General features: G+C 36.0%; 20 protein-coding genes and 1 tRNA gene. 18 read left to right on the top strand and 3 right to left on the bottom strand.

Translation table 11 applies throughout. The features are described 5' to 3' along the window. Positions 1-16: 16 nt before the first annotated feature. On the bottom strand, positions 17-286 hold the full coding sequence (locus RZ74_RS04885) for a hypothetical protein (RefSeq protein ID WP_053950307.1): 270 nt from the start codon (positions 284-286) through the stop codon (positions 17-19). A gap of 139 nt (positions 287-425) precedes the next feature. Between RZ74_RS04885 and RZ74_RS04880 the strand changes: the two genes are divergently transcribed. From RZ74_RS04880 to RZ74_RS04830, 11 genes are all read left to right on the top strand, one after another. Beyond that, positions 426-1,094 (top strand): glycoside hydrolase family 73 protein, encoded by a 669-nt coding sequence (locus RZ74_RS04880; RefSeq protein WP_053950306.1) that lies wholly within the window; start codon positions 426-428, stop codon positions 1,092-1,094. Then, on the top strand, positions 1,075-1,650 hold the full coding sequence (locus RZ74_RS04875; protein WP_053950305.1) for a xanthine phosphoribosyltransferase: 576 nt from the start codon (positions 1,075-1,077) through the stop codon (positions 1,648-1,650). Before RZ74_RS04880 ends, RZ74_RS04875 begins: the two co-directional genes overlap by 20 nt. Positions 1,651-1,754: 104 nt before the next feature. Beyond that, on the top strand, positions 1,755-4,013 hold the full coding sequence (gene pcrA / locus RZ74_RS04870; protein WP_148562078.1) for a DNA helicase PcrA: 2,259 nt from the start codon (positions 1,755-1,757) through the stop codon (positions 4,011-4,013). 14 nt (positions 4,014-4,027) lie between these two features. After that, complete coding sequence (gene ligA / locus RZ74_RS04865) at positions 4,028-6,046, top strand: NAD-dependent DNA ligase LigA (RefSeq protein ID WP_053950304.1); 2,019 nt, start codon at positions 4,028-4,030, stop codon at positions 6,044-6,046. A gap of 18 nt (positions 6,047-6,064) precedes the next feature. Continuing rightward, positions 6,065-7,165: a CamS family sex pheromone protein gene (locus tag RZ74_RS04860; protein ID WP_083437177.1), complete on the top strand. Its 1,101-nt coding sequence runs from the start codon at positions 6,065-6,067 to the stop codon at positions 7,163-7,165. Between the two features lie 63 nt (positions 7,166-7,228). After that, positions 7,229-7,534: an Asp-tRNA(Asn)/Glu-tRNA(Gln) amidotransferase subunit GatC gene (gatC, locus tag RZ74_RS04855; RefSeq protein WP_053950302.1), complete on the top strand. Its 306-nt coding sequence runs from the start codon at positions 7,229-7,231 to the stop codon at positions 7,532-7,534. Positions 7,535-7,539: 5 nt separating this feature from the next. Further along, on the top strand, positions 7,540-9,000 hold the full coding sequence (gene gatA, locus RZ74_RS04850; protein ID WP_053950301.1) for an Asp-tRNA(Asn)/Glu-tRNA(Gln) amidotransferase subunit GatA: 1,461 nt from the start codon (positions 7,540-7,542) through the stop codon (positions 8,998-9,000). Beyond that, positions 9,000-10,421, top strand: coding sequence for an Asp-tRNA(Asn)/Glu-tRNA(Gln) amidotransferase subunit GatB (gene gatB / locus RZ74_RS04845; RefSeq protein WP_053950300.1), 1,422 nt, complete (start codon positions 9,000-9,002; stop codon positions 10,419-10,421). Before gatA ends, gatB begins: the two co-directional genes overlap by 1 nt. 19 nt (positions 10,422-10,440) lie before the next feature. Then, positions 10,441-11,421, top strand: coding sequence for a diacylglycerol kinase (locus tag RZ74_RS04840; RefSeq protein ID WP_053950299.1), 981 nt, complete (start codon positions 10,441-10,443; stop codon positions 11,419-11,421). Between the two features lie 84 nt (positions 11,422-11,505). Continuing rightward, complete coding sequence (gene rlmD, locus RZ74_RS04835; protein ID WP_053950298.1) at positions 11,506-12,873, top strand: 23S rRNA (uracil(1939)-C(5))-methyltransferase RlmD; 1,368 nt, start codon at positions 11,506-11,508, stop codon at positions 12,871-12,873. A gap of 107 nt (positions 12,874-12,980) precedes the next feature. Next, the gene (locus RZ74_RS04830) at positions 12,981-13,652 is read left to right on the top strand and encodes a type 1 glutamine amidotransferase (RefSeq protein WP_053950297.1); all 672 of its coding nucleotides are present in this window, start codon (positions 12,981-12,983) and stop codon (positions 13,650-13,652) included. A 107-nt stretch (positions 13,653-13,759) separates the two neighbouring features. On the opposite strand, the gene RZ74_RS04825 is transcribed toward RZ74_RS04830, so the two are convergent. Next, positions 13,760-15,088 carry an APC family permease gene (locus RZ74_RS04825; protein ID WP_053950296.1) on the bottom strand — a complete coding sequence of 443 codons (1,329 nt, stop codon included), beginning with the start codon at positions 15,086-15,088 and terminating at the stop codon, positions 13,760-13,762. Positions 15,089-15,179: 91 nt separating this feature from the next. Continuing rightward, positions 15,180-16,727: a gluconokinase gene (gene gntK / locus RZ74_RS04820; protein WP_053950295.1), complete on the bottom strand. Its 1,548-nt coding sequence runs from the start codon at positions 16,725-16,727 to the stop codon at positions 15,180-15,182. 219 nt (positions 16,728-16,946) lie between these two features. Between gntK and RZ74_RS04815 the strand changes: the two genes are divergently transcribed. From RZ74_RS04815 to pstA, 7 genes are all read left to right on the top strand, one after another. Continuing rightward, on the top strand, positions 16,947-17,690 hold the full coding sequence (locus RZ74_RS04815; protein ID WP_053950294.1) for a GH25 family lysozyme: 744 nt from the start codon (positions 16,947-16,949) through the stop codon (positions 17,688-17,690). A gap of 66 nt (positions 17,691-17,756) precedes the next feature. Continuing rightward, on the top strand, positions 17,757-19,073 hold the full coding sequence (locus RZ74_RS04810) for a DEAD/DEAH box helicase (protein WP_053950293.1): 1,317 nt from the start codon (positions 17,757-17,759) through the stop codon (positions 19,071-19,073). 52 nt (positions 19,074-19,125) lie between these two features. Continuing rightward, positions 19,126-19,198 (top strand) — tRNA-Arg (locus RZ74_RS04805). A 139-nt stretch (positions 19,199-19,337) separates the two neighbouring features. Continuing rightward, on the top strand, positions 19,338-20,201 hold the full coding sequence (locus RZ74_RS04800) for a phosphate ABC transporter substrate-binding protein PstS family protein (RefSeq protein ID WP_053950664.1): 864 nt from the start codon (positions 19,338-19,340) through the stop codon (positions 20,199-20,201). Positions 20,202-20,361: 160 nt separating this feature from the next. After that, the gene (locus tag RZ74_RS04795) at positions 20,362-21,219 is read left to right on the top strand and encodes a phosphate ABC transporter substrate-binding protein PstS family protein (RefSeq protein WP_053950663.1); all 858 of its coding nucleotides are present in this window, start codon (positions 20,362-20,364) and stop codon (positions 21,217-21,219) included. A gap of 10 nt (positions 21,220-21,229) precedes the next feature. Further along, positions 21,230-22,150: a phosphate ABC transporter permease subunit PstC gene (pstC, locus tag RZ74_RS04790; RefSeq protein WP_053950292.1), complete on the top strand. Its 921-nt coding sequence runs from the start codon at positions 21,230-21,232 to the stop codon at positions 22,148-22,150. Beyond that, positions 22,150-23,037, top strand: coding sequence for a phosphate ABC transporter permease PstA (pstA, locus tag RZ74_RS04785; protein ID WP_053950662.1), 888 nt, complete (start codon positions 22,150-22,152; stop codon positions 23,035-23,037). Before pstC ends, pstA begins: the two co-directional genes overlap by 1 nt. Positions 23,038-23,048 lie beyond the last annotated feature (11 nt).

The following is a 23,048-nucleotide window of genomic DNA, read 5'->3' as shown; positions in this document are numbered from 1 at the left end:
ATTAACGCTTTTTTTATTAGTCTTCAGATTCTTCAGTGTCTTTTTCTTTACCTTTTGAGTTATGAGGACCTTCTTTGACCATGGTAATGTTTTTATTATTAATAACAATCTTACCGTGGTACTTATCCTCTAATGCAGGATCAGTTGTTTGGAAACTAATCATGTATGAGTTATTGTATCCTTTTTCAATAATTCCTTGGAACTTTTTCTTTTCTAGCATAAATGAAACTTGGTCACCAACATCAAAAGGCGATTTGTCATTGCTAGTTAATTTGTCTTTTACCAAAAGCATACATCTCCAATCTTATATCTTAAAATTACAGAAAAATAAGTTATTTGTCAAACAAACATGTTTAATATTAAAATTTAATTTTATTTTTCAGAGTAGATAGTTTAGAATATTACATAATATAAGGAGCGATATTGTGAGTAAAAGAAGATACCGACGTCGTCGAAGAAAAAATAGGTCTAATTTTGGATGCCTAATGTTCATTCTAATAATCGCGGTCTTGCTATTTGCTGGTGGACTAAAGGTATTCAATTATATTTACACTTATGATTCATATTCACAACGGAATGTGGTGAAAAAGCAGCGTGAATTTATCAATGCTTTATTACCCGCAGCTAACGATGTGCAAAGACGATATAATATTTTAGTTAGTATAAGTTTAGCTCAGGCGATCCTTGAATCAAACTGGGGAACTAGTCAACTTTCCAGCCAATATAATAATTTATATGGGGTGAAAGCAACTGGTAACGTGCCATCAGTTAATTTATCTACTCAAGAGTTTGTAAACGGTGAATTTATCACAATTACAGGTCGCTTTCGAGTTTATGATAGTTGGTCAGAATCAGTGGAAAGTCACGCCTTATTATTGGTAAATGGAACCGATTGGAACCATAATCAATATAAGGATGTCTTAGATTCTGATAACTATGTAGCTGCTGCTAAAGGATTACAAGCTGACGGATATGCTACCGACCCAACTTATACAAGCAAAATCATTGAAATTATCAAGAAATATAAATTATATCAATATGACAAGCAAACTAATACAACTGGAGGAAGTTCAAATGAAACTACTGGAAGATAAAATTAGAGAAGTTGGTCGCGTATTACCTGGGGATGTATTAAAAGTTGATACTTTCCTAAATCATCAAGTAGATCCAAAATTAATGGCAGAAATGGGTAAGGAATTTGCAAAACTTTTTGCCGACGATGACATCACTAGAATTGTGACTGTTGAATCTTCTGGAATTGCACCAGCTGTAATGGCAGGTCTATACATGGATGTCCCAGTCGTATTTGCTAGAAAACATAAAAGTCTAACCCTTACTGATGACGTATATACTAGTGAAGTGTTCTCATACACTAAGCAAACTAGTAACCAAATTAGTATCGATAAAAGATTTATTAAAGAAAATGACAAGCTATTAATCATCGACGACTTTTTAGCTAACGGCCAAGCCGTCCAAGGTTTGCTAGATATTGCTAAACAAGCCAATGTAGATGTGAATGGAATTGGAATTGTAATCGAAAAGACTTACCAAAAGGGTCATGATTTAATTGCTGAAACTGGAATTCACTTAGAATCACTAGCAGAAATTAAGTCATTAGAAGACGGTAAAGTTACTTTTGTAAATGATTAATAAAATCGGCAATTATTGCCGATTTTTTTATTTGGACGTAAATGAAAATACGGCCAGCTATGATATAATTAAACTATATATAAATTGAGAGGATTGTGTTTTTTGTGCCAGTAAATGATTTAGTTTCAGGAATGAATGATAAACAAAAAGAAGCAGTATTATGTACCGAAGGTCCTCTATTAATAATGGCCGGTGCTGGTAGTGGGAAAACCAGAGTGTTAACTCACCGCATTGCTTATTTAATCGAAGAAAAACAAGTACTACCATGGAACATTTTAGCGATTACATTTACCAACAAAGCTGCACGTGAAATGAATGAACGTGTCGGTAAGTTACTAGAATTTGGTGGTAATGATGTTTGGATTTCAACATTCCATTCACTATGTGTCAGAATTTTAAGAAGACATATCGACAAGATTGGTTTTAACAAAGCGTTTACCATTGCCGGTAGTAGTGAACAAAGAACTTTAGTAAAAAGAATTTTAAAAGATTTTGATATCGACCCTAAGAAAAATGATCCCAGATCAATTTTATCTGCAATCTCAAATGCGAAAAATGACTTGAAAGACCCTATTTCATACAGTGAATCAATTGATCACAACAGTCCATTTGAAGAAATTGTAGCCAAGGTTTATGCAGAATACCAAGACCGTCTACATGGGAACCAAGCATTAGACTTTGATGATTTGATTATGTTAACAATTCAATTGTTTGAACAATCAAAAGAAACTTTGGAATACTACCAAAACAAATTTAAATATATTCACGTTGATGAATACCAAGATACTAACGAAGCTCAATACAAACTAGTTACCATGTTAGCGGAAAAATACCGTAACATCTGTGTAGTAGGTGATTCTGATCAAAGTATTTACGGTTGGCGTGGTGCCAACATGAATAACATTTTGAACTTCCAAGATGATTATCCAGATTCACACACTACTTTATTGGAACAAAATTACCGTTCTACTAAAAACATTTTAAGTGCTGCCAATGACGTTATTGAAAATAACGTTGCTAGAAAAGCCAAGAAACTTTGGACCGAAAATAAGGAAGGAGACAAAATTTCTTATTACCGTGGTCAAAGTGAAATTGATGAAGCTAGATATGTAGTTGGTCAAATCCAAGACCAAATCAAAGAACATCAATACTCATACGGTGATTTTGCAATTCTATACAGAACTAACGCACAATCTCGTATCATTGAAGAAACGCTTCTAAAATCAAATATTCCATACACAATCGTTGGAGGTCACAAGTTCTACGATCGTAAGGAAATTCAAGATATCTTAGCTTACTTAACATTGGTTGCGAACCCAAGTGATTCATTAAGTTTAGAAAGAATCATCAATGAACCTAAACGTGGAATTGGTGCTTCTAGTGTTGAAAAACTTCGTGAATTCGCTCAAGACAATGGTTGGTCAATGTTAGAAGCATCCCAAAACATCGACATTAACAATACATTATCAAGTCGTGCTAGAAATGCGATTGCTGATTTTGGTCATGTCATGGCTAAGATTCAAAAAGTAGCTGTTGATGGTGAAGTAACTGATATCGCTCAACACGTTTTAGATGATACTGGCTACTTAGCTGAATTAAAGAAGACTGAATCTCTAGAAAACAAAGCTAGAATCGAAAATATTGAAGAATTTATTTCTGTTACTCAACAATTTGATACTAATCGTGCCCAAGAAGATAGTGATGATGACAACGAACCATTAACTGATTTTCTTGCTGACTTAGCATTAGTTTCTGCACAAGATGATGTCGAAGAAAATTCACCACAAGTAACATTGATGACATTACATGCTGCCAAAGGGCTTGAATTCCCAGTAGTCTTCTTAATGGGGATGGAAGAAGGAATTTTCCCATTAGGTCGTGCATCTGATAATGAAAAAGAATTAGAAGAAGAACGTCGTTTAGCATACGTGGGAATTACCCGTGCGCAAGAAAAGTTATTCATCACTAATGCATTTTCAAGAATGCTTTATGGACGTCGTCAAACTAATCCAGAATCTCGTTTTATTGATGAAATTTCCAATGAATTGATCGCACCAGCAAATGACTTCTCTCAAGCTAACGCATTAAAAACACCATTTGATAACAACCGCACACAAAGAAATCGTCAATTTGCCACTCAAAAGGCATACCATCCAACAACTAGTAGTGTTGCTAAGCCTCAAGGAACTGGTGCCGATAAGAAAGAATGGACAATTGGTGATAAGGTTGAACACAAAGCGTGGGGAACTGGAACAGTTGTCAAAGTCAATGGTGCTGGTGAAGATATGGAATTAGATATTGCATTCCCAGACAAAGGATTAAAGAGATTATTAGCTGCATTTGCACCAATCAAAAAAGTTTAATCGAGGTGAGTTAATTGGCTGAACAAAACACAGATATTCAAACTGAATATAATCAGTTAAAAAATCAAATTAAGCAGTGGAGTATCGAATATTATCAAAATGATAAACCAAGCGTTGAAGATAATGTTTATGATCAAAACTACCGCCGATTACAAGAAATTGAGGAAGCTCATCCAGAACTTATAGCAGAAGATTCACCAACCCAAAACGTTGGTGGCCAAATCTTATCTGGTTTCAATAAAGTAAATCATGATATTCCAATGTTGTCGCTAGGGGATGTCTTCTCTGAAGAAGAATTAAGTGATTTTATCAATCGCTTAAATAATAATTATCCGCAAATTAAGCAATACAATTGTGAATTGAAAATTGATGGTTTAGCAATTTCGCTTCGTTATGAAGATGGAATCTTAGTGCAAGGTTCAACCCGTGGAAATGGGACAATCGGTGAAGATATTACCACTAATTTAAAGACGATTGAATCAATTCCACAAAAACTAACTCGTCCGGTCACAATTGAAGTTAGAGGAGAATGCTACATGCCAAAAGCTTCATTTGTAAAACTAAATGATCAACGTGAAAAAAACGGGGAATCAGTTTTTGCTAATCCTAGAAACGCCGCAGCTGGAAGTCTAAGACAATTAGATTCTAAGGTGACAGCCGAAAGAAAACTAAGTACATTTATGTATAACGTTGCGGATTACAATGACTTAGAAACCACCACTCAAGATGGTTTATTGGAAGAATTAAAAGACCTTGGATTTGCAATCAATCCGACTTATCGAGTAATTGAAAACATGGATGACGTTAACGACTACATTCAATATTACACACAACGTCGTGATGAATTGAGTTATGGAATTGATGGAATTGTAATCAAGGAAAATGATTTAGCACTTCAAGAAGAAATCGGAACAACTGTGAAAGTCCCAAAATGGGCAATCGCATATAAATTCCCACCTGAAGAAGTGGAAACTAAGTTAATCGACATTGAATGGACTGTTGGTAGAACCGGGGTGGTAACTCCTACCGCCGTGATGAACGAAGTACAACTAGCCGGGACTAAAGTGTCTAAGGCATCACTTCACAATCCTGACTATTTGAACGAAAAGGGAGTCAGAATTGGTGACACTGTTAAACTTCACAAGGCGGGGGATATCATTCCAGAAATTTCTGAATACATTCCAAGCAAACGTCCAAGTGACAGTGAAGAATATGTAATCCCAACTACCTGTCCATCATGTGGCGATAAGTTAGTTCATTTAGATGAAGAAGTGGCATTAAGATGTATCAATCCTAAATGTCCTGCTCAACTAAGTGAACAAATTAATCACTTTGCATCCAGAAACGCAATGAATATCGATGGACTAGGACCTCGTATTGTTCAACAATTATTCGATAGAGATATGTTAGATGATGCGGCTAGTTTATATAAACTAACGCAAGAGGAACTAGAAACCTTAGATAAGTTCGGCACTAAATCAGCTACCAACTTATTATCTGCAATTGATAACAGTCGTAGTAATTCAGTCGAAAGATTATTGTTTGGTTTAGGAATCAGACATGTTGGTGCTAAAGCAGCCCGTATTATTGCAGAACACTTTGGTGATTTAGATCATCTAATCAGTGCCAGTTCTGAAGACATCGCAGCGATTGATGGGATGGGACAAACAATTGCTGATAGCATTGTGACTTACTTTAACAATCCCGAGGCCAAAGCGTTAATCGAAGAATTTAAAGCGGTTGGCGTTAATATGCAATATCTTGGTGCAAGGTTAGATAACGTTGACTTATCCGACTCACCAGTTAATGATAAGACTGTTGTTTTGACTGGTAAATTATCAGTATGGACTCGTCCAAAAGCAACAGAATGGTTAGAAAATCATGGTGCCAAAGTCACTGGTAGTGTTTCTAAGAAGACAGATATTTTAATTGCTGGAGAAGATGCTGGAAGTAAGCTAGAAAAAGCACAAAATCTAGGAATTGAAATATGGACAGAAGAAGAATTTAGTTCAGTTGTTAATGAAACTGAATAATTTGTGGAGGCAAGCAAATTGAAAAAATTAAGCGTTTTATTTATCGCATTTTTCAGTGCAATTATCTTAGTTGCCTGTGGAAATGATGATAGTAGTAGCAGTTCATCTGGAACTCAAGTTATTTCTCAAACCAGTAATAACTACTACCAAGGGGTTATTAAGAATGGTCATTATTTAACTAGTAAATCTCGTGGGGTTTCAGTTCAACAAAATGATAATCAACTTAACCTTAAAGGTTTTGAAAATGGTTTATTGAGTATCTCAAAGGATCAATTCCCAACTGATACCTACATCCTACAAGAAGGCCAATACATTGACACTAACACTGCTGAAAATTGGTTAGGTCGTAAGAGTAAAAGTCATCCAGATGGTTTAAACCCATCTGGTAAAGATACTGAAGTTCCTTTATATCTACAACAAATGGATGAACAAGACTTTATGGAACAAAGCCATGGAGATTTAAAGATTAAAGGGATGACAATTGGTTTAGGAATTAACTCTGTATACTACTACCGAAAAGAAGCATACGGTGCTGTTTACCAAAAGACTTTGGATGACAAAGAAATTGTTAAACAAGGTAAAGCAATTGCTGATAAGGTATTACAACGTCTAAGAAAAAATAAAGACTTGAAGAATATTCCAATCGTAATCGCCTTATACAAACAAGCTTCAAATGATAGTCTAGTTGGTGGTAATTTCTTTGCTTACTCAGTTAACAAAGATGGTGCCACAAGTGTTGATAATTGGAAGTCATTAGATATTAAAAACTACGTCCTACCAGATGAAACTAGTAGCGAAGTAAACACTAATGATGAAGATGCATTTGAAAACTTTAAAAACCAAGTGCAAAAGTTCTTCCCTAATTTAAGTGGAGTAACTGCGCAAGCTCACTATGTTGATGGAACTCTACGTGGTATGCACATTAATATCACTACTCAATTCTATGGACAAAGTGAAATTATTAGTTTCACTCAATATGTACAAACTACTGCCAAGAAGTATCTACCAAACAGTATTCCAATCGATGTTCAAATTAGTTCATCTGAAGGAATTCAAAGTTTCTTAGCTCGTAAGACTGGTGCGAAGAATTTCTATTCACACGTTTTTACCAGCTATTAATATTATTGTGTTAAAATACTGGTAACAGTAAAGAAAATAAAAATAGAGAAAGAGGGAACAACGATGTCTGAAAAAATTAGTAAAGAAACAGTAAGTCACGTTGCTTCATTAGCCAAGCTAGAATTAACTGATGAACAACTTCCTTACTTTACTGACCAATTAGGTAGTATCATGGGAATTTTTGATTCCTTTAATGATGTTGATACTAGCAATGTCGAACCAACATTTAGTGTTACTGATCAAATTAACGTTATGAGAGAAGATGTTGCTGATAATTGGGGACAAAGAGATGCTTTATTGGATAATGCTCCTGACGTTTCCGACGGTTTAATTAGAACGCCTACAATCATTGATGAAAGCGGGGAATAGTTAAGATGGACTTTTTAGGAAAAGATATTTACAGCATTCATGAAAGTCTAGTTAACGGTGAATTTACCGCTGAAGAACTAACAAGACAAGTGATTGAAAATGCTAAAGCAAATGATAAAGATATCAACGCATTCGTTGTATTTGACGAAGAAAATGCAATCAAACAAGCTCAAGAAATTGATAAAGCTGGTATCGACCCAGATAACGTTTTATCTGGAATTCCAGTAGCAATGAAGGATAACATGTTAACTAAGGGTGTATTAACATCTGCTGGTTCAAAGATGTTATCAAACTTCAAACCAATTATTGACGGGACTGCAGTTGAAAAGATGAAGGCTGCTGGAACTATCAACATTGGTAAAACTAACATGGATGAATTCGCAATGGGTAGTTCTACGGTAACTTCATTCCATGGTAAGACTAAGAACCCTTGGAACTTAGAAAAGGTTCCTGGTGGATCATCTGGTGGAGCTGCCGCTGCAGTTGCTGTCGGTGACGTACTAGTAGCACTAGGTTCAGATACTGGTGGTTCAATTAGACAACCAGCTTCATTTAATGGGGTTGTAGGGATGAAACCTACATATGGTCGTGTATCTAGATGGGGACTAATCGCCTTTGCATCTAGTTTTGACCAAATTGGTCCATTGACTAGAACTGTTAAAGATAACGCGGCTGCATTAAACGCAATCTCTGGAAAAGATGAACATGACTTAACTAGTTCAGACAAAGAAGTTCCTGATTTCACTGCTAACATCGATAAAGGTGTTAAAGGCATGAAGATTGCTTTACCAAAAGAATACTTTGGTGATGGTGTTGACCAAGATGTTAAAGATGCCATTATGAAAGCAGCTGACAAGTACCGTGAAATGGGTGCTACTGTTGAAGAAGTATCTCTTCCAAACAGTAAGTACGGTGTAGCTGCATACTACATCATCGCACCTTCAGAAGCTTCATCTAACCTACAACGTTTTGATGGAATTCGTTACGGATACCGTTCAGAATCAGCTAAGAACTTGGAAGAATTATACGTTAAGAGTCGTTCAGAAGGATTTGGTGACGAAGTAAAACGTCGTATTATGATTGGTACTTACGCACTATCTGCTGGATTCTTTGATGCATACTTCAAGAAAGCAGCTGAAATTCGTACTTTAATTATTAATGACTTTAAGAAGGTCTTTAAGGATTACGATGTAATTCTTACACCAACTGCTCCAACCACTGCGTTCGGATTAGATGATGAAAAAGATCCTGTTACTATGTACATGAATGATGTTTTAACTATTCCAGTTAACATGGCTGGTTTACCAGGAATGTCAGTTCCTGCTGGTTTCTCAAATGGACTTCCTATTGGGATGCAATTAATTGGTAAACCATTTGATGAAGCAACACTTTACCAAGCTGCATACGCATTCGAACAAAACACTGATTTTCATAAAGAAGATCCAAAGATGGGGGGAGCCAAATAATGAACTTTGAAACTACAATCGGACTTGAAGTCCATGTTGAATTAAAGACAAATTCTAAAATTTTCAGTCCATCTCCCGTACAATACGGGGTTGACCCTAACTTAAACACCAATGTTATCGATTGGGGTTATCCTGGGGTTTTACCAACTACCAATAAAGGGGTTGTAAAATCAGGAATTATGGCTGCTTTAGCACTACATGCTGAAGTTGAAAAACACCCTCATTTTGATCGTAAGAACTACTTCTATCCTGATAACCCTAAAGCTTACCAAATCACTCAAAAAGATACTCCAGACGCTCATGACGGTTGGATTGAAATTGAAGTGGATGGTAAGAAGAAGAAAATCGGAATCGAAGAAATGCATATTGAAGAAGATGCCGGTAAGAACTCTCACGGAACTAAATTTTCATACGTGGATTTAAACCGTCAAGGAACTCCACTAATTGAAATTGTTTCTAAGCCAGATATCGCTTCACCTGATGAAGCATACGCATACTTAGAAGCACTTCGTGAACGCATCTTATTCACAGGTATTTCTGATGTGAAGATGGAAGAAGGTTCTATGCGTGTCGACGTTAACGTTTCAATTCGCCCTTATGGTCAAAAAGAATTCGGAACTAAAGTCGAATTAAAGAACTTAAACTCATTTAACTTCGTTCGTAAAGGTTTAGCTTACGAAGAAAAACGTCAACAACGTGTAATTATGTCTGGTGGAGAAATCCAACAAGAAACTAGACGTTACGATGAAACTACTGGTAAGACTGTTCTAATGCGTGTTAAAGAAGGGGCAGATGATTACAGATACTTCCCAGAACCAGATCTTCCATCATTAGAAATCTCAGATGACTGGATTAACGAAATTAACGAATCAATGCCAGAAATGCCAGCTAGCCGTCGTGCTCGTTACGTTAAAGATTTTGGTTTAACTGAATACGATGCAATGGTGCTAACTCAAACTAAGGAAATGGCTGACTTCTTCGATCAAATGAACGAATTAGGCGCAGATCCTAAGATGGCATCAAACTACCTACAAGTTAACGTTAATGCTTATCTAAATGATGAACAAAAAGACTTGTCGGAAACTGAAATTACACCTGAAAACTTAGCCAACATGATTAAGTTAATCGAAGATGGAACTATTTCATCTAAGATGGCTAAGAAAGTCTTCAAGGGAATTACTGAAGGTAAAGAACCTAAGAAATTCGTTGAAGAAAATGGAATGGTGCAATTATCAGACCCTGCTCAATTACAACCAATCATTGATGACATTTTAGCTAACAACCAACAATCAGTAGAAGACTTCCATAACGGTAAGGATCGTGCTGTTGGTTTCTTAGTTGGTCAAATCATGAAAGCAACTCGTGGTAAAGCGAACCCACAAGTTGTTAATAAATTATTGATGGAATCCATTAATAAATAATTGCTAGGAGATTCATGAAATGCAAAAAAGAGCGCGCGTAATATACAATCCAACATCTGGACGCGAAGCATTAAAACAGAAACTGGTTGATATACTCGACGTTTTCGAACAAGCTGGTTATGAAACTAGTGCATATGCAACTACTCCTAAACCTAACTCAGCTAGAGATGAAGCAAGACGCGCTTCTCTAGATGGATTTGATTTAATCGTGGCTGCTGGAGGGGACGGTACCATTAACGAAATTGTTAATGGGATTGCTCCACTAGAAAAACGCCCAAAGTTGGCAATTATTCCTGCAGGGACTACTAATGACTTTGCAAGAGCATTGCATATTCCACGAGAAGACCCAATTGCAGCGGCTAAAGTTGTTTTAAAAGGTCAAACTTTCAAAATGGACATTGGTCAAGCTGACGATAAATACTTCATGAACATCGCAGGTGGTGGTTTACTAACCGAATTAACTTATGATGTTCCATCAGATTTAAAGACCATTTTTGGTTATCTTGCATACTTAGTCCGTGGGGCTGAGTTACTACCAAGAATTAAACCAATCGATATGGATTTGGAATTTGATGACGGAGAATTCAAAGGGAAAGCATCAATGTTCTTGTTAGCAATGACTAATTCAATAGGTGGGTTGGAACAAATCGTTCCAGACGCTAAATTGGATGATGGTAAATTTACCATGATTATTGTTAAAACTAGTAATATTGTCGAAATCGTTCAATTATTAGCGAAGGTCATTAGTGGTGGAAGACACATTAACGATCCAAGAATTATTTATAAAAAGACCAGTAAGTTAGTTGCTAATCCTGTCGGTGACAAGATGCAAATTAACTTAGATGGTGAATATGGTGGCGACGCACCAATGACATTTATTGATTTGAAGCAACATATTGAAATGTTTGCGAATGTTGATGAAATGCCTAAGAAGTCAATTAGTAGGGATGCTGAAAAGGCTGAAAAAGAATTCGTCGATAAAGTTGATAAATTATCATAATAGAATTTAAAACAGAAAAGTTTTGTTGTATGATTATTTTAGAAGATTACAACAAGACTTTTTTGTTTAATAAAAGGGGAAAACATGAAATTTAAAGCACCAGTAAGTAAGAACGAAGAATACGAAGTAGATATTATTGATCTAACTTATCAAGGCCTTGGAGTTGCCAAGATTCAAGATTATCCTTTGTTTATCGAAGATACACTTCCAGGCGAAAAGGCATTAATCAAAGTGATTAAAGTGAACCAAAACTTTGGTTTCGCCAAGTTAGAAAAATTAATCGAAAAATCAGCAGATCGTGTTGAAAATATCGATAAGAACTACACTCGTACTGGGATTGCACCATTACAACATTTAAAATATGATGCTCAACTAGAATTCAAACAACACCAAATCCAAGAATTGTTTGATAAAGCGAAGATGGATGTGGAAGTATTACCTACAATTGGGATGGATAACCCAACTCATTACCGTAATAAAGCCCAAATTCCAGTTCGTTTAATTAACGGTAAACTAGAAACTGGTTTCTACCGCAAACATTCACATGATTTAGTCCCAATCGAAGATTTCTACATTCAAGACCCTGAAATTGATAAGGCAATTGTAGTTGTGAGAGATATTCTTCGTAAGTACCATGTTGAACCTTATGACGAAAGAAATCATAAGGGTGTAATTAGAAACATCATGGTTAGAAGAGGTCACTACACTAACGAAATGATGATTGGTTTAATTACTAGAACTAAGAAGTTACCAATGGTTGAAATGATCGTTAAGGAAATTAAAGAAGCACTTCCTGAAGTTAAGAGCATTATGCAAAACATCAACCTATCAGATGGTAACGGATTATTAGGTAAGAGTACTGTTTGTTTAGATGGTAAGAAATACATTGAAGATAAGTTACTTGGCTTGAAGTTCGCTATTTCATTGAACTCTTTCTACCAAGTTAACCCAGAACAAACTGAAAAATTATACTCACTAGCCATCGATAAAGCTGAACTAGATGGTAGTGAAACTGTAATCGATGCATATTGTGGAATCGGTACAATTTCATTAGCAGTAGCTGAACATGCTAAAAAGGTTTACGGTGTTGAAATCGTCAAAGAAGCGATTGAAGATGCCAAAGTGAATGCCCAAAAGAACCATATCAACAACACTAGATTTGTTACTGGTAGTGCTGAAGAACAAATGGAAAAATGGCAAGCACAAGGCCTCCAACCAGATGTTATTATGGTTGACCCACCACGTAAGGGACTTGCTTCATCATTCATTGATAGTGCAGTTCAAGTGGCACCTAAGAAGATTGTTTACGTTTCATGTAATCCATCAACCTTAGTCCGTGATGCGCGTCGTCTAGCAGAATACGGTTATGAAATTACTCAACCAGTTCAACCGGTTGATCAATTCCCACAAACTGTTCACGTTGAATCAGTGACTGTATTTGAAAAGAAATAGATAATAACTAAAAAGACACCCCGCGAGGTGTCTTTTTTGCATCTAATTCATTTTAGGTATATATTACTTTCTATTATCAAAAATTAAATATAAGAAGGCGAAAAGTTTTGCGTATTAATATTATTCAGCATACTCCGAATGAACGACCAGGATCGATTTTAGATTGGGCACATGATAGAAATCATGATGTTTATATTTATCATCCATATCAATTTGGCTATCTTCCTAAAGTAGACGAAACCGATATGTTAGTGATTATGGGTGGACCCATGAGTGTTAACGATGATGTTTATTGGATCGAATTTGAACGTGATTTAATCAAAGAGTTGGCACAAAGAGATGTCCCAATTTTTGGAGCGTGCTTTGGTGCGCAACAACTTTCTAAAGCATTTGGTGGTAAAATCACCGATTCACCAGTTAAAGAAGTGGGCTGGGCACCAGTTTACTTAAAATCTGACGTCATTGACGGCATTCCAGCAGAATTAACTGCGATGCATTGGCACGGAGAAACATTCGAAATTCCTGACAATGCTGAATTATTATTCTCTAGTGAATTACTAGCTAATCAAGGATTTGTGATTGGTCATCGCATTGTTGGATTACAATTCCATTTTGAATTACAAACTGATAACGTAAGAGAAATTGTTACCAACGATTTTAACTACATTGATGGATCAGTTTTGAAACAAACTAAAGAAGATATTTTAGCTAGAGAAGTACCAAAAGAAAATAAAGATGTCATGTATACCATTTTAGATTTCATTTCTGAAGGGAAATAAACGCCTATTAGCCCGTTTAATAGATAACCTGTATAAATAGACGTTACTAAATTAAAATCGCTAAAACAAACAAAAAAAGCATTCAAAATTAATTGAATGCTTTTTTATTATTTACTGTTTTTTAAATGTCTTTGTTGTAGGTAGTATACCGGGATACCGATTAGTGTTAATAGTAATCCAATTAATGCTAATCCCGTTTGAGTAACTAGGGTTTCAGCAAGAATGAAGATACCACCGACTAACGCGATAATTGGGACGATAGGGTACCATGGAACTTTGTAAGGACGAATCATTTCTGGTTCCTTACGACGTAGTTTGAATACAGCGATAAATAATAGACAGTTAAAGATCCACATAACGAACACTAACATGTCAGTTAATAGGTCGAAACTACCAGCGAAAATCATTAAGATGGCAATTACGAATTGGAAAATTCCTGAAGTATATGGCACCTTAGTTTTCTTTGATAGTTTTGAGAACCAATCACTAAATGGAAGTGACTTAGTTTGACCCATGGCATATGGGATTCTCATACCGGCTAGTGTGTATCCGTTTAATGAACCGTAAACAGATACTAAAATACCGATAGTAACTAACTTACCACCAAATTCACCGAATAGCTTAATGGCAGTTTCTGAAGCAGTGTTTTGGTTACCAGCAATTTGATCAATTGGTAATGTCTTCAAGAAGGCAACGTTTACCAATGTGTAAATTACCATAATCGCACTTAAACCAATAATGATTGCTTTTGGCAAGTTCTTCTTAGGGTTCTTAATTTCACCGGCAACGTCACAAACCCCAATCCAACCATCATAAGCAAACATAGTTGCTAGAAGACCTGAACCAAAGGCAGTCCAAACATTTGCATGGTCACTTGGACTAATTGGTAGGAATGAAACGTGAACTGCACCTGGAATAAATAGACCAAAAATAGCAATTAAGAAAATTGGAATTAATTTAAAAATTAAAGTAGCAGTTTGCACGTTTCCACTGAACTTAGAACCTAAGAAGTTAATGAATAACACACTTAGTGCTACTAAAATCGCAACTGGATTTAATAGCTTAGGATCCAAATGGAATAGGTTAATTAATTGAGTAGTAAAAATAATTGCTTCTGCGGCAATGTTAGCAGGGTAGTAAACCAAAATTTGGGCCCAACCCATTGAAAAACCAGTTAGTGGACCATAAGTATAATCAAGATACTTAATTGCACCACCGGTCTTTGGAATCGCAGCTGCCAATTCTGAAACAGTTAAACCAGCACAGATTGTTAATAATCCCCCAACAATCCAAGCTAGCACAGTTAAAGTAAATGAGTGTGTACTGTTAACAACACTAGCGGTTTTAAAGAACACACCAGCACCAATAACAGTTCCCATAACTGTTGATAGGGCAGCCATCATGCCGATTCCACGTTTTAACTCTTCGTTTTGCATGACGAAATCCTCCTAGTAAATATATAACATAAAAAAAGGAGGGGTCTCAAAATTAAGACGCCCATCCTTTTGTTAAATAACGTTAATTAAATTAATCGTTGTTTTCAACATCATGTTTACGTTGGAATTCAGCAATGTTCTTGTATTCAGTTTGAAGTTGACGACTCAAACGAATGTAGATAGGAGCTAATTCACGGTAAACTTTGTAGTTGTCAGGGTTTGGCTTGTGAGCGTTTGTTACACCAACGAAGTCTTTAACCTTTTCTAGGTTATCAATGATACCTAGTGAGTACATACCTAAAGTAGCAGCACCTAAAGCAGTACCTTCAAAGCTTTCTGGAATAGTAACATCTTGTTCAAAGATATCAGCTAACATTTGACGCCATAGTTCTGAACGAGCGAAACCACCAGTAGCTTGAATGCTTGTTGGCTTACCAATTACTTCTTCTAGTGCAAGACTAACAGTGTATAAGTTAAATACGATTCCTTCTAGAGCTGATCTAATCATGTGTGCACGAGTGTGGATACGAGTTAAACCAAAGAATGAACCACGAGCGTTAGCGTCCCAGATAGGAGCACGTTCACCACCTAAGAATGGGTGGAATAGTAATCCATCTGAACCTGCAGGAATTTGTGAAGCAATTTCTGTTAATAGGTCGTATGAATCCATGTGCATTTGTTCAGCAGTAACCTTTTCAGGGGCACATAGTTGATCTCTTACCCAACGGAAGACGATACCACCGTTGTTAACAGGTCCACCAACAACCCATTTGTCTTTTGATAGGTAGTAACAGAAGACACGACCCTTAGGATCAATAACAGGTTTGTCAGTAACGACACGAACGGCACCAGAAGTACCGATAGTAACAGCTAGCACACCAGGTTTAATAGCATTAACCCCTAGGTTAGCTAATGGACCATCAGATGAACCGATAACGAATGGAGTATCTTCATCGATACCAATAACGTTAGCGTAAGCTTTGTTTAGTCCTTTGAATTGGTAAGTAGTGTCAACTAGTTCAGGAAGTTGGTCACGTGATACACCAGTTAATTCTAGTGCTTCATCGTCCCAATCCATCTTGAAGATGTTGAACATACCAGTTGCGTTGGCAATTGAGTAATCTTCTTTCAATTCACCAAATAGCTTGTATAGGATGTATTCTTTGATACCTACAAAGTAAGCAGCCTTGTCGTATACATCTTTTCTTTCGTTCTTTAGCCACATTAATTTAGTAAGTGGAGTCATAGGATGAACTGGGGTACCAGTCTTTTCGTATAATTCCTTTGCCTTACCGCTTTCCTTTAATTGGTCAGCGTAGTTAACGGCACGGTTATCAGCCCAAGTGATAGCACGAGTCAATGGCTTGTGGTTTTCATCTAATAAAATCAAACTGTGCATAGCACATGAGAATGAAATACCCTTTAATGTACCATGTTGTAGGTCAGCCTTACGTAAAACTTCGGTTAAACCTGCAAGCATGGCAGAGAAGATTTCTTCTGGATCTTCTTCGGCCATATCTGGAGTATCTTGGTATAAAGGATAACCATCGTTTGAGTATCCCTTAACTTCTCCATCGGTATCGTACAAAACAGTTTTTACACTGGTTGTTCCAATATCAACACCAATGATGTAGTTCATAACATAACTTCCTTTCAATCTAAAAAGAGAGACTTAATTTATTTTTAATAATGTTAACTATTATAATAAAATCCGCATAAAAAGTCATCACTAAATTTATTTAGTTACCGCTTACATTATATGGAAAACCTGTAGTTCTTTCAAGTCTTTTAACATGTTTTATAGTAATTTGATGTGATTATGCTTATAATAAAGATAACTGTATAAAGGGGTGATCGAATGGATTCCCGAATGAGTTTATATCATCAAAAAAAGAATAATAACTGGCAAAAAATTGTCAAAAAATACAAATGGCTTATCGCAATTATCGCGGTATTATTTGTTAGTGTTTTAGGATATGTTCAATATGAAAACTATCAAAACTACTTAATTGATAAGTACGAAGTCAAAGGAATCATGATTAGTCAATCGAATGCCTATATTGATTTCGTTAGCCTAGCACAAAGTGGGCAAAATTTTGTCTACATTCGTGCCAGCCAAGGGGCTACTTATACTGATGATGATTTTAGTGACAACTTTCAAAGAAGCCAAGGATCCGGGCTACAAGTCGGGTCTTATCACGTCTTTAGTACGCAAAGTAATATCAAAGATCAGTTAAAGAACTTCACCAAAGAGGTTGGAACCGATTATGGAACCTTACCACCAATGGTAGATGTTCAAGGTGATTTATCAACATCACAAATCAAACAACTATCTAATTTTATTTTCTTGTTGCATCGTTATTATGATACTAATGTGGTTGTCCGTAGTAGCTATCATATTTTTACCCATTTAGATGAAAAGGTATCTCATGATGTGCAATATTTCAGTCAAAATATTAACAATAAACGAGCTAACTTTATTGAAGTTAAAAATAACCGAAAAATTAACATTGATGGTTCCAACGTTTTAGTGAATCAAGTCGCCTTTAATGGTACGACCGCCGGATGGCGTCATTACCTAGTCAAAAATCAAGACCGATAATCGTAATTAAGATATAACTTTGGTAAAATATAATATTATAGAAGAAACGAAAAATAGGGGAAAAGCATGCTAGAACAATTTCAAAAATATTTCGATAAATTAGGATACGACAAACAAACGTTGATTCAAGAACGCGTATATCCAATTATTAAGAACCACGATAGCGTCTTAGGACTATCACCAACTGGATCTGGAAAGACAGTTGCCTTTTTAATTCCTAGTATCGAAATTCTAGAACCAGAAGGTGGTTCTCAATTACTTATCATTGAACCATCACAAGAATTAGCGATTCAAACTGCCAAAGTGGCTCGTAATTGGGCTAACTTACGTGGTATGAAGGTCCTAGCTCTAACTGGTGGTGCCAATATCAAACGTCAAATGGAACGTTTGAAAAAGCATCCAGAAGTAATTGTAGGAACTGCTGGTCGAATTAAAAATTTAATTGATGACAAAAAACTAAAAACACATCTTTTCTCAACCGTGATTATTGATGAAGCTGATGATTTACTACAAGGTGAAACCTTAACCGTAGTTAGAGAAATCGTGGGTTCATTAATGTCAGATGTCCAACTAGAGTTTTTTTCAGCCACAGCCACACCAATTCTAGATGAATTAGGAAGTTGGTTTAACCAACCTAACATTCAAAAAATCGATGTGCGTGATGAAGATAAAACCCAAGGGCATGTTGAACATGGGTTGATGAATGTGTTACGAAAGAACCGTAATAAGATGTTGGCACGTTTACAACACGTTGCAGGTTTTAAAGCGTTGGTCTTTTTCAATCAAACGGTTGATTTAAATAAAACTTACAGTTTCTTTGTTCACAACCATTATCAAGGTGTTGCCAAATTAACTTCTGATCAAAACCAGACGAAACGTCAAAAGGCGATGGATGATTTCCGTTTAGGTCGCATCAAGCTATTGCTTACCACTGACGTGGCAGCACGTGGTTTGGATATTGCCAAATTACCTGCTGTTGTTAACTACGATTTACCAGATGAATCCATTGATTACGTTCATCGAGTTGGTCGAACTGGTCGAATGGGTGAAGATGGAATGGTAATCAACTTTGGTGATGACCATGATTTAAGAGATTTACGTAACTTGTTATCTGATTATGATTTTGATTTCCAAACAGTTCATTTCTATAAGAATAAGATTGTCCATGAAGTGCCGAAAGAAGCTACCATTAATAATGTAGAAAAAACGGTTACTAAAGAAAGTAAATCTAATTCAGACACACAAAAAAAACAAACAAATGTTAAGAAGGCTAAGAAAGTCGTTTCTAATCCAGCACCAAAAAAACGTGTAAAGAAGAATAAGCATACTAAAAATAAAGGGATGCGTAATAAGTGGCGTAAGAATAACGCTGAAAAATCATAATTTCTTTACATTAAAATATTAAAATGCGACAATATTATTTGTTGCTTTTAATGGCTCCATAGCACAACTGGATAGGGCGACCGCCTCCTAAGCGGCTGATCTCGGTTCGATTCCGAGTGGAGTCATAAAAAAGATACTAACATTGGTTAGTATCTTTTTTTATATTTACATAACTTTTACTTTAAAATAACTTTAAATTTACAAAGTACTCCTACACTAAGCTTGTAACATAAATTTTGGATAGGAGATATTGATATGATTAAAATGAATAAGATAGTATCAATTGCTTCAGTTATTTTAGTTTCAGGTGGTTTATTAGCAGCATGTGGAAGTTCACAAAGTTCTTCAGAAAGTACTCAAGATGTTTCAGTTGTTGGATCAACTGCGCTTCAACCATTAGTTGAACAAGCTGCGAAAAATTACCAAGATGAAAATTCAAAGGTAAACATTTCAGTACAAGGTGGCGGTTCTGGAACTGGTTTAAGCCAAGTTCAATCAAAGAACGTTTCCATCGGTGATTCAGATATCTTTGCTGAAAATCAAAATGGTGTCGACGCTAAACAACTAACTGACAACAAAGTTGCCGTAGTTGGAATGGCACCAGTAGTTAACAAAGGAGTAGGTGTTACTAACATCAGTTTAGACAACCTACGTAAAATCTTTACAGGTAAGATTACTAACTGGAAAGAAGTCGGCGGAAAAGATCTAAAAATTGATGTTATCAATCGTGTCAAAGGTAGTGGAACTAGAGCGACATTTGAATCAAATGTCTTAAAGGGTGAAACTGCTATTCAAACCCAAGAACAAGATTCAAATGGAGCAGTTAAAAATATTGTTTCAAGCACTCCAGGTGCAATTAGTTACCTAGCATTCTCATTTATCGATAAGAGTTTACAAGCTCTATCGATCGATAAGGTTGCACCAACTGACAAGAATGTTGAAACTAATGCATGGAAGATCTGGTCATATGAACACATGTACACACCAAAAGATTCAAGTAAAGCAGCAGATGCTTTCATTAAGTACATGCAATCAGACAAAGTCCAAAATGGTTTAGTGCAAAAACTAGGCTACATTAGTATCAAAGACATGAAGGTTACTAAGGATAGTGCCAACAACGTAAAATAAATTCATCATTAAAATCATCCAAAAAGCCTAATGTTAAATTTAGGCTTTTTTTATTAAATCTTAAATTTACATAAAATTTACAAAAAAACCCAAATAGCTTTACAAACGGTTGTTATACTTTATATGTAAATTAAAAAAGGATGATTTTAATATGATGAAAATTAAGAAATGGTCGTTAATGACAGCCGTTGTATTAATGGCGGGATCAGTGTTAACTGCTTGTGGAGTTAACTCCGCATCAAATAATAAAATTACAGTTGTTGGTTCAACTGCCTTACAACCATTGGTTGAAGAAGCAGCCAATGCATATCAAGCTAAAAATAAAGGACTTTCCATAACCGTTCAAGGTGGGGGTTCTGGAACTGGATTAAGTCAACTTCAAGCTGGCGCCGTAACCATCGGTAACTCAGATGTTTTTGCTGAAAATCAAAAGGGGATTAAAGCTGAAAATATCGTCGATCACCGAGTGGCAGTAGTTGGAATTACACCAGTTGTTAATAAAGAAACTGGTGTTAAAAACATTAGTTTAGAAAACCTTCGTAAAATCTTTACAGGAAAGATTACTAACTGGAAACAATTAGGTGGTAAGAATACACCAATCGAAGTAATTAACCGTGTAAAGGGTAGCGGAACTAGAAATACATTTGAAAGTAATGTGTTAAATGGTGAAACTGCTGTGAAGGCACAAGAACAAGATTCAAACGGAACTGTTCGCCGCATTGTCGCAACTACACCTGGTGCAATTAGTTATCTTTCATTCTCATTTGTTGATAAGACACTTCAACCATTATCAATTGATAATGTAAAACCAACAGATAAAAACGTTGAAACAAACGCTTGGAAGATTTGGTCATATGAACATATGTACACTAGCAAAAAGATTAGCGAAAATACCAAGAAATTCTTAGAATACATTGACTCAAAAGAAGTTCAAGACGGACTTGTTAAAAAACTGGGTTATATCAGCATTCACAATATGAAAGTTAAGCGTGATGCTAAAAATCAAATAGTCCACTAAATGGGGGAAGATCATGGAAATTAATAAGAAAATATTAATGCCATCAAAGGAAACACGCCAAGAAAAATTTGGTCGTACTTTAAGTTTTATTAGTATTTCAGCAATTGTTGTTTTAGTTGCGTTAATTCTATACTTTATCATTTCAAAGGGTGTTTCAACATTTACTCAAAATCACGTTAACTTATGGGATTTCATCAGTAAACAAGATTGGTCACCTTCAACCATCGGTAAAGATGGTAAACCAGAGGTTGGAGCATTACCAATGATTGTGACATCATTTAGTGTTACTTTCTTATCCGCATTAATTGCAACTCCATTCGCGATTGCGGTTGGGATTTACATGACCATCATTGGCCCTAAGAAGAGCCGCGGTTTCTTACAAACAGTTGTGGAACTACTAGTTGGGATTCCATCAGTAGTTTACGGATTCATTGGTTTAACAATTATCGTTCCAATCGTAAGAACATTATTCGGTGGGACAGGTTTTGGGATTTTATCAGCAACCATGGTGTTATTCGTAATGGTGCTACCAACAATTACATCACTTACTGTCGATAGTTTAAATGCTGTGCCAAAACATCTATCAGAAGCTTCATTAGCACTAGGGGCAACTCGTTGGCAAACTATTTACAAAGTAGTTTTAAGATCAGCTACTCCTGGAATTTTAACAGCGGTTATCTTTGGGATGGCCAGAGCATTCGGTGAAGCACTAGCGGTTCAAATGGTAATTGGTAACGCCATCTTAATGCCTAAGAACCTAATTACTCCAGCTTCAACATTAACTAGTCAACTTACTACTGGAATTGGAAACACAGTTATGGGAACTTTAGGAAATAATGCTCTATGGTCATTAGCCCTAGTTCTACTATTAATGTCTCTATTCTTTAACATCTTAGTTAAGTTGATTGGAAAGAAGGGTAAGTTGAAATGATTAATCCAAAATTAGCCAATAAAATTGCTACCGGAGTTATCTACGGATTAGTTCTTGTGGTAATTGCGATTTTAGCAGCCTTGATTGGATACATCTTAGTAACTGGTGTTCCACATATCTCATGGCATTTTCTAACAACACAATCTCAATCATTCTTAGCAGGCGGTGGGATTCGTGATCAACTATTTAATTCTATTTACTTATTAGTACTAACATTGATTATTTCATTCCCGATTGCATTAGGAGCAGGGATTTACCTAGCTGAATATGCACCTAAAAATTGGATTACTGAAATTATCAAAACTACAATCGAAGTTTTAAGTTCACTTCCTTCAGTGGTAGTTGGACTATTCTGTTACCTAGTATTCGTTGTTCAAATGAAAATTGGTTTCTCAATCCTATCAGGAGCAATTGCATTAACATTCTTCAACTTGCCATTGCTAACTAGAAACATCGAAACATCAGTTGAATCGATCTCTGATTTACAAAGAGAAGCTGGTTTATCATTAGGATTATCACAATGGAAAACCATTACTGGTATTATCCTACCAGCATCCGTTCCTGGAATTATCACTGGGATTATCTTAAGTGCTGGACGTGTCTTCGGTGAAGCTGCCGCATTAATTTACACTGCCGGACAAAGCGCGCCATTCGTTGATTACAGTAACTGGAACATCTTCTCAGACACCAGTTTCTTAAATCCATTAAGACCTGCTGAAACACTAGCGGTACACATTTGGAAAGTTAACTCAGAAGGAATTACACCAGATGCTAACGCAATTTCAAGTGGTTCATCAGCCGTGTTAATCATTGTAATCTTACTATTCAACGTATTAGCACATTGGATTGGAAATCGTTTATACAAGAAAATGACTTCTAGCAAGTAGGAAGGGATCAA

The sequence above is a fragment of the Apilactobacillus apinorum genome, assembly GCF_001281175.1.
Taxonomy (GTDB): Bacteria; Bacillota; Bacilli; order Lactobacillales; family Lactobacillaceae; genus Apilactobacillus; species Apilactobacillus apinorum.
The sequence above is the reverse complement of the archived record's forward strand: the minus strand, read 5'-3'. Positions and strand labels throughout refer to the sequence as shown.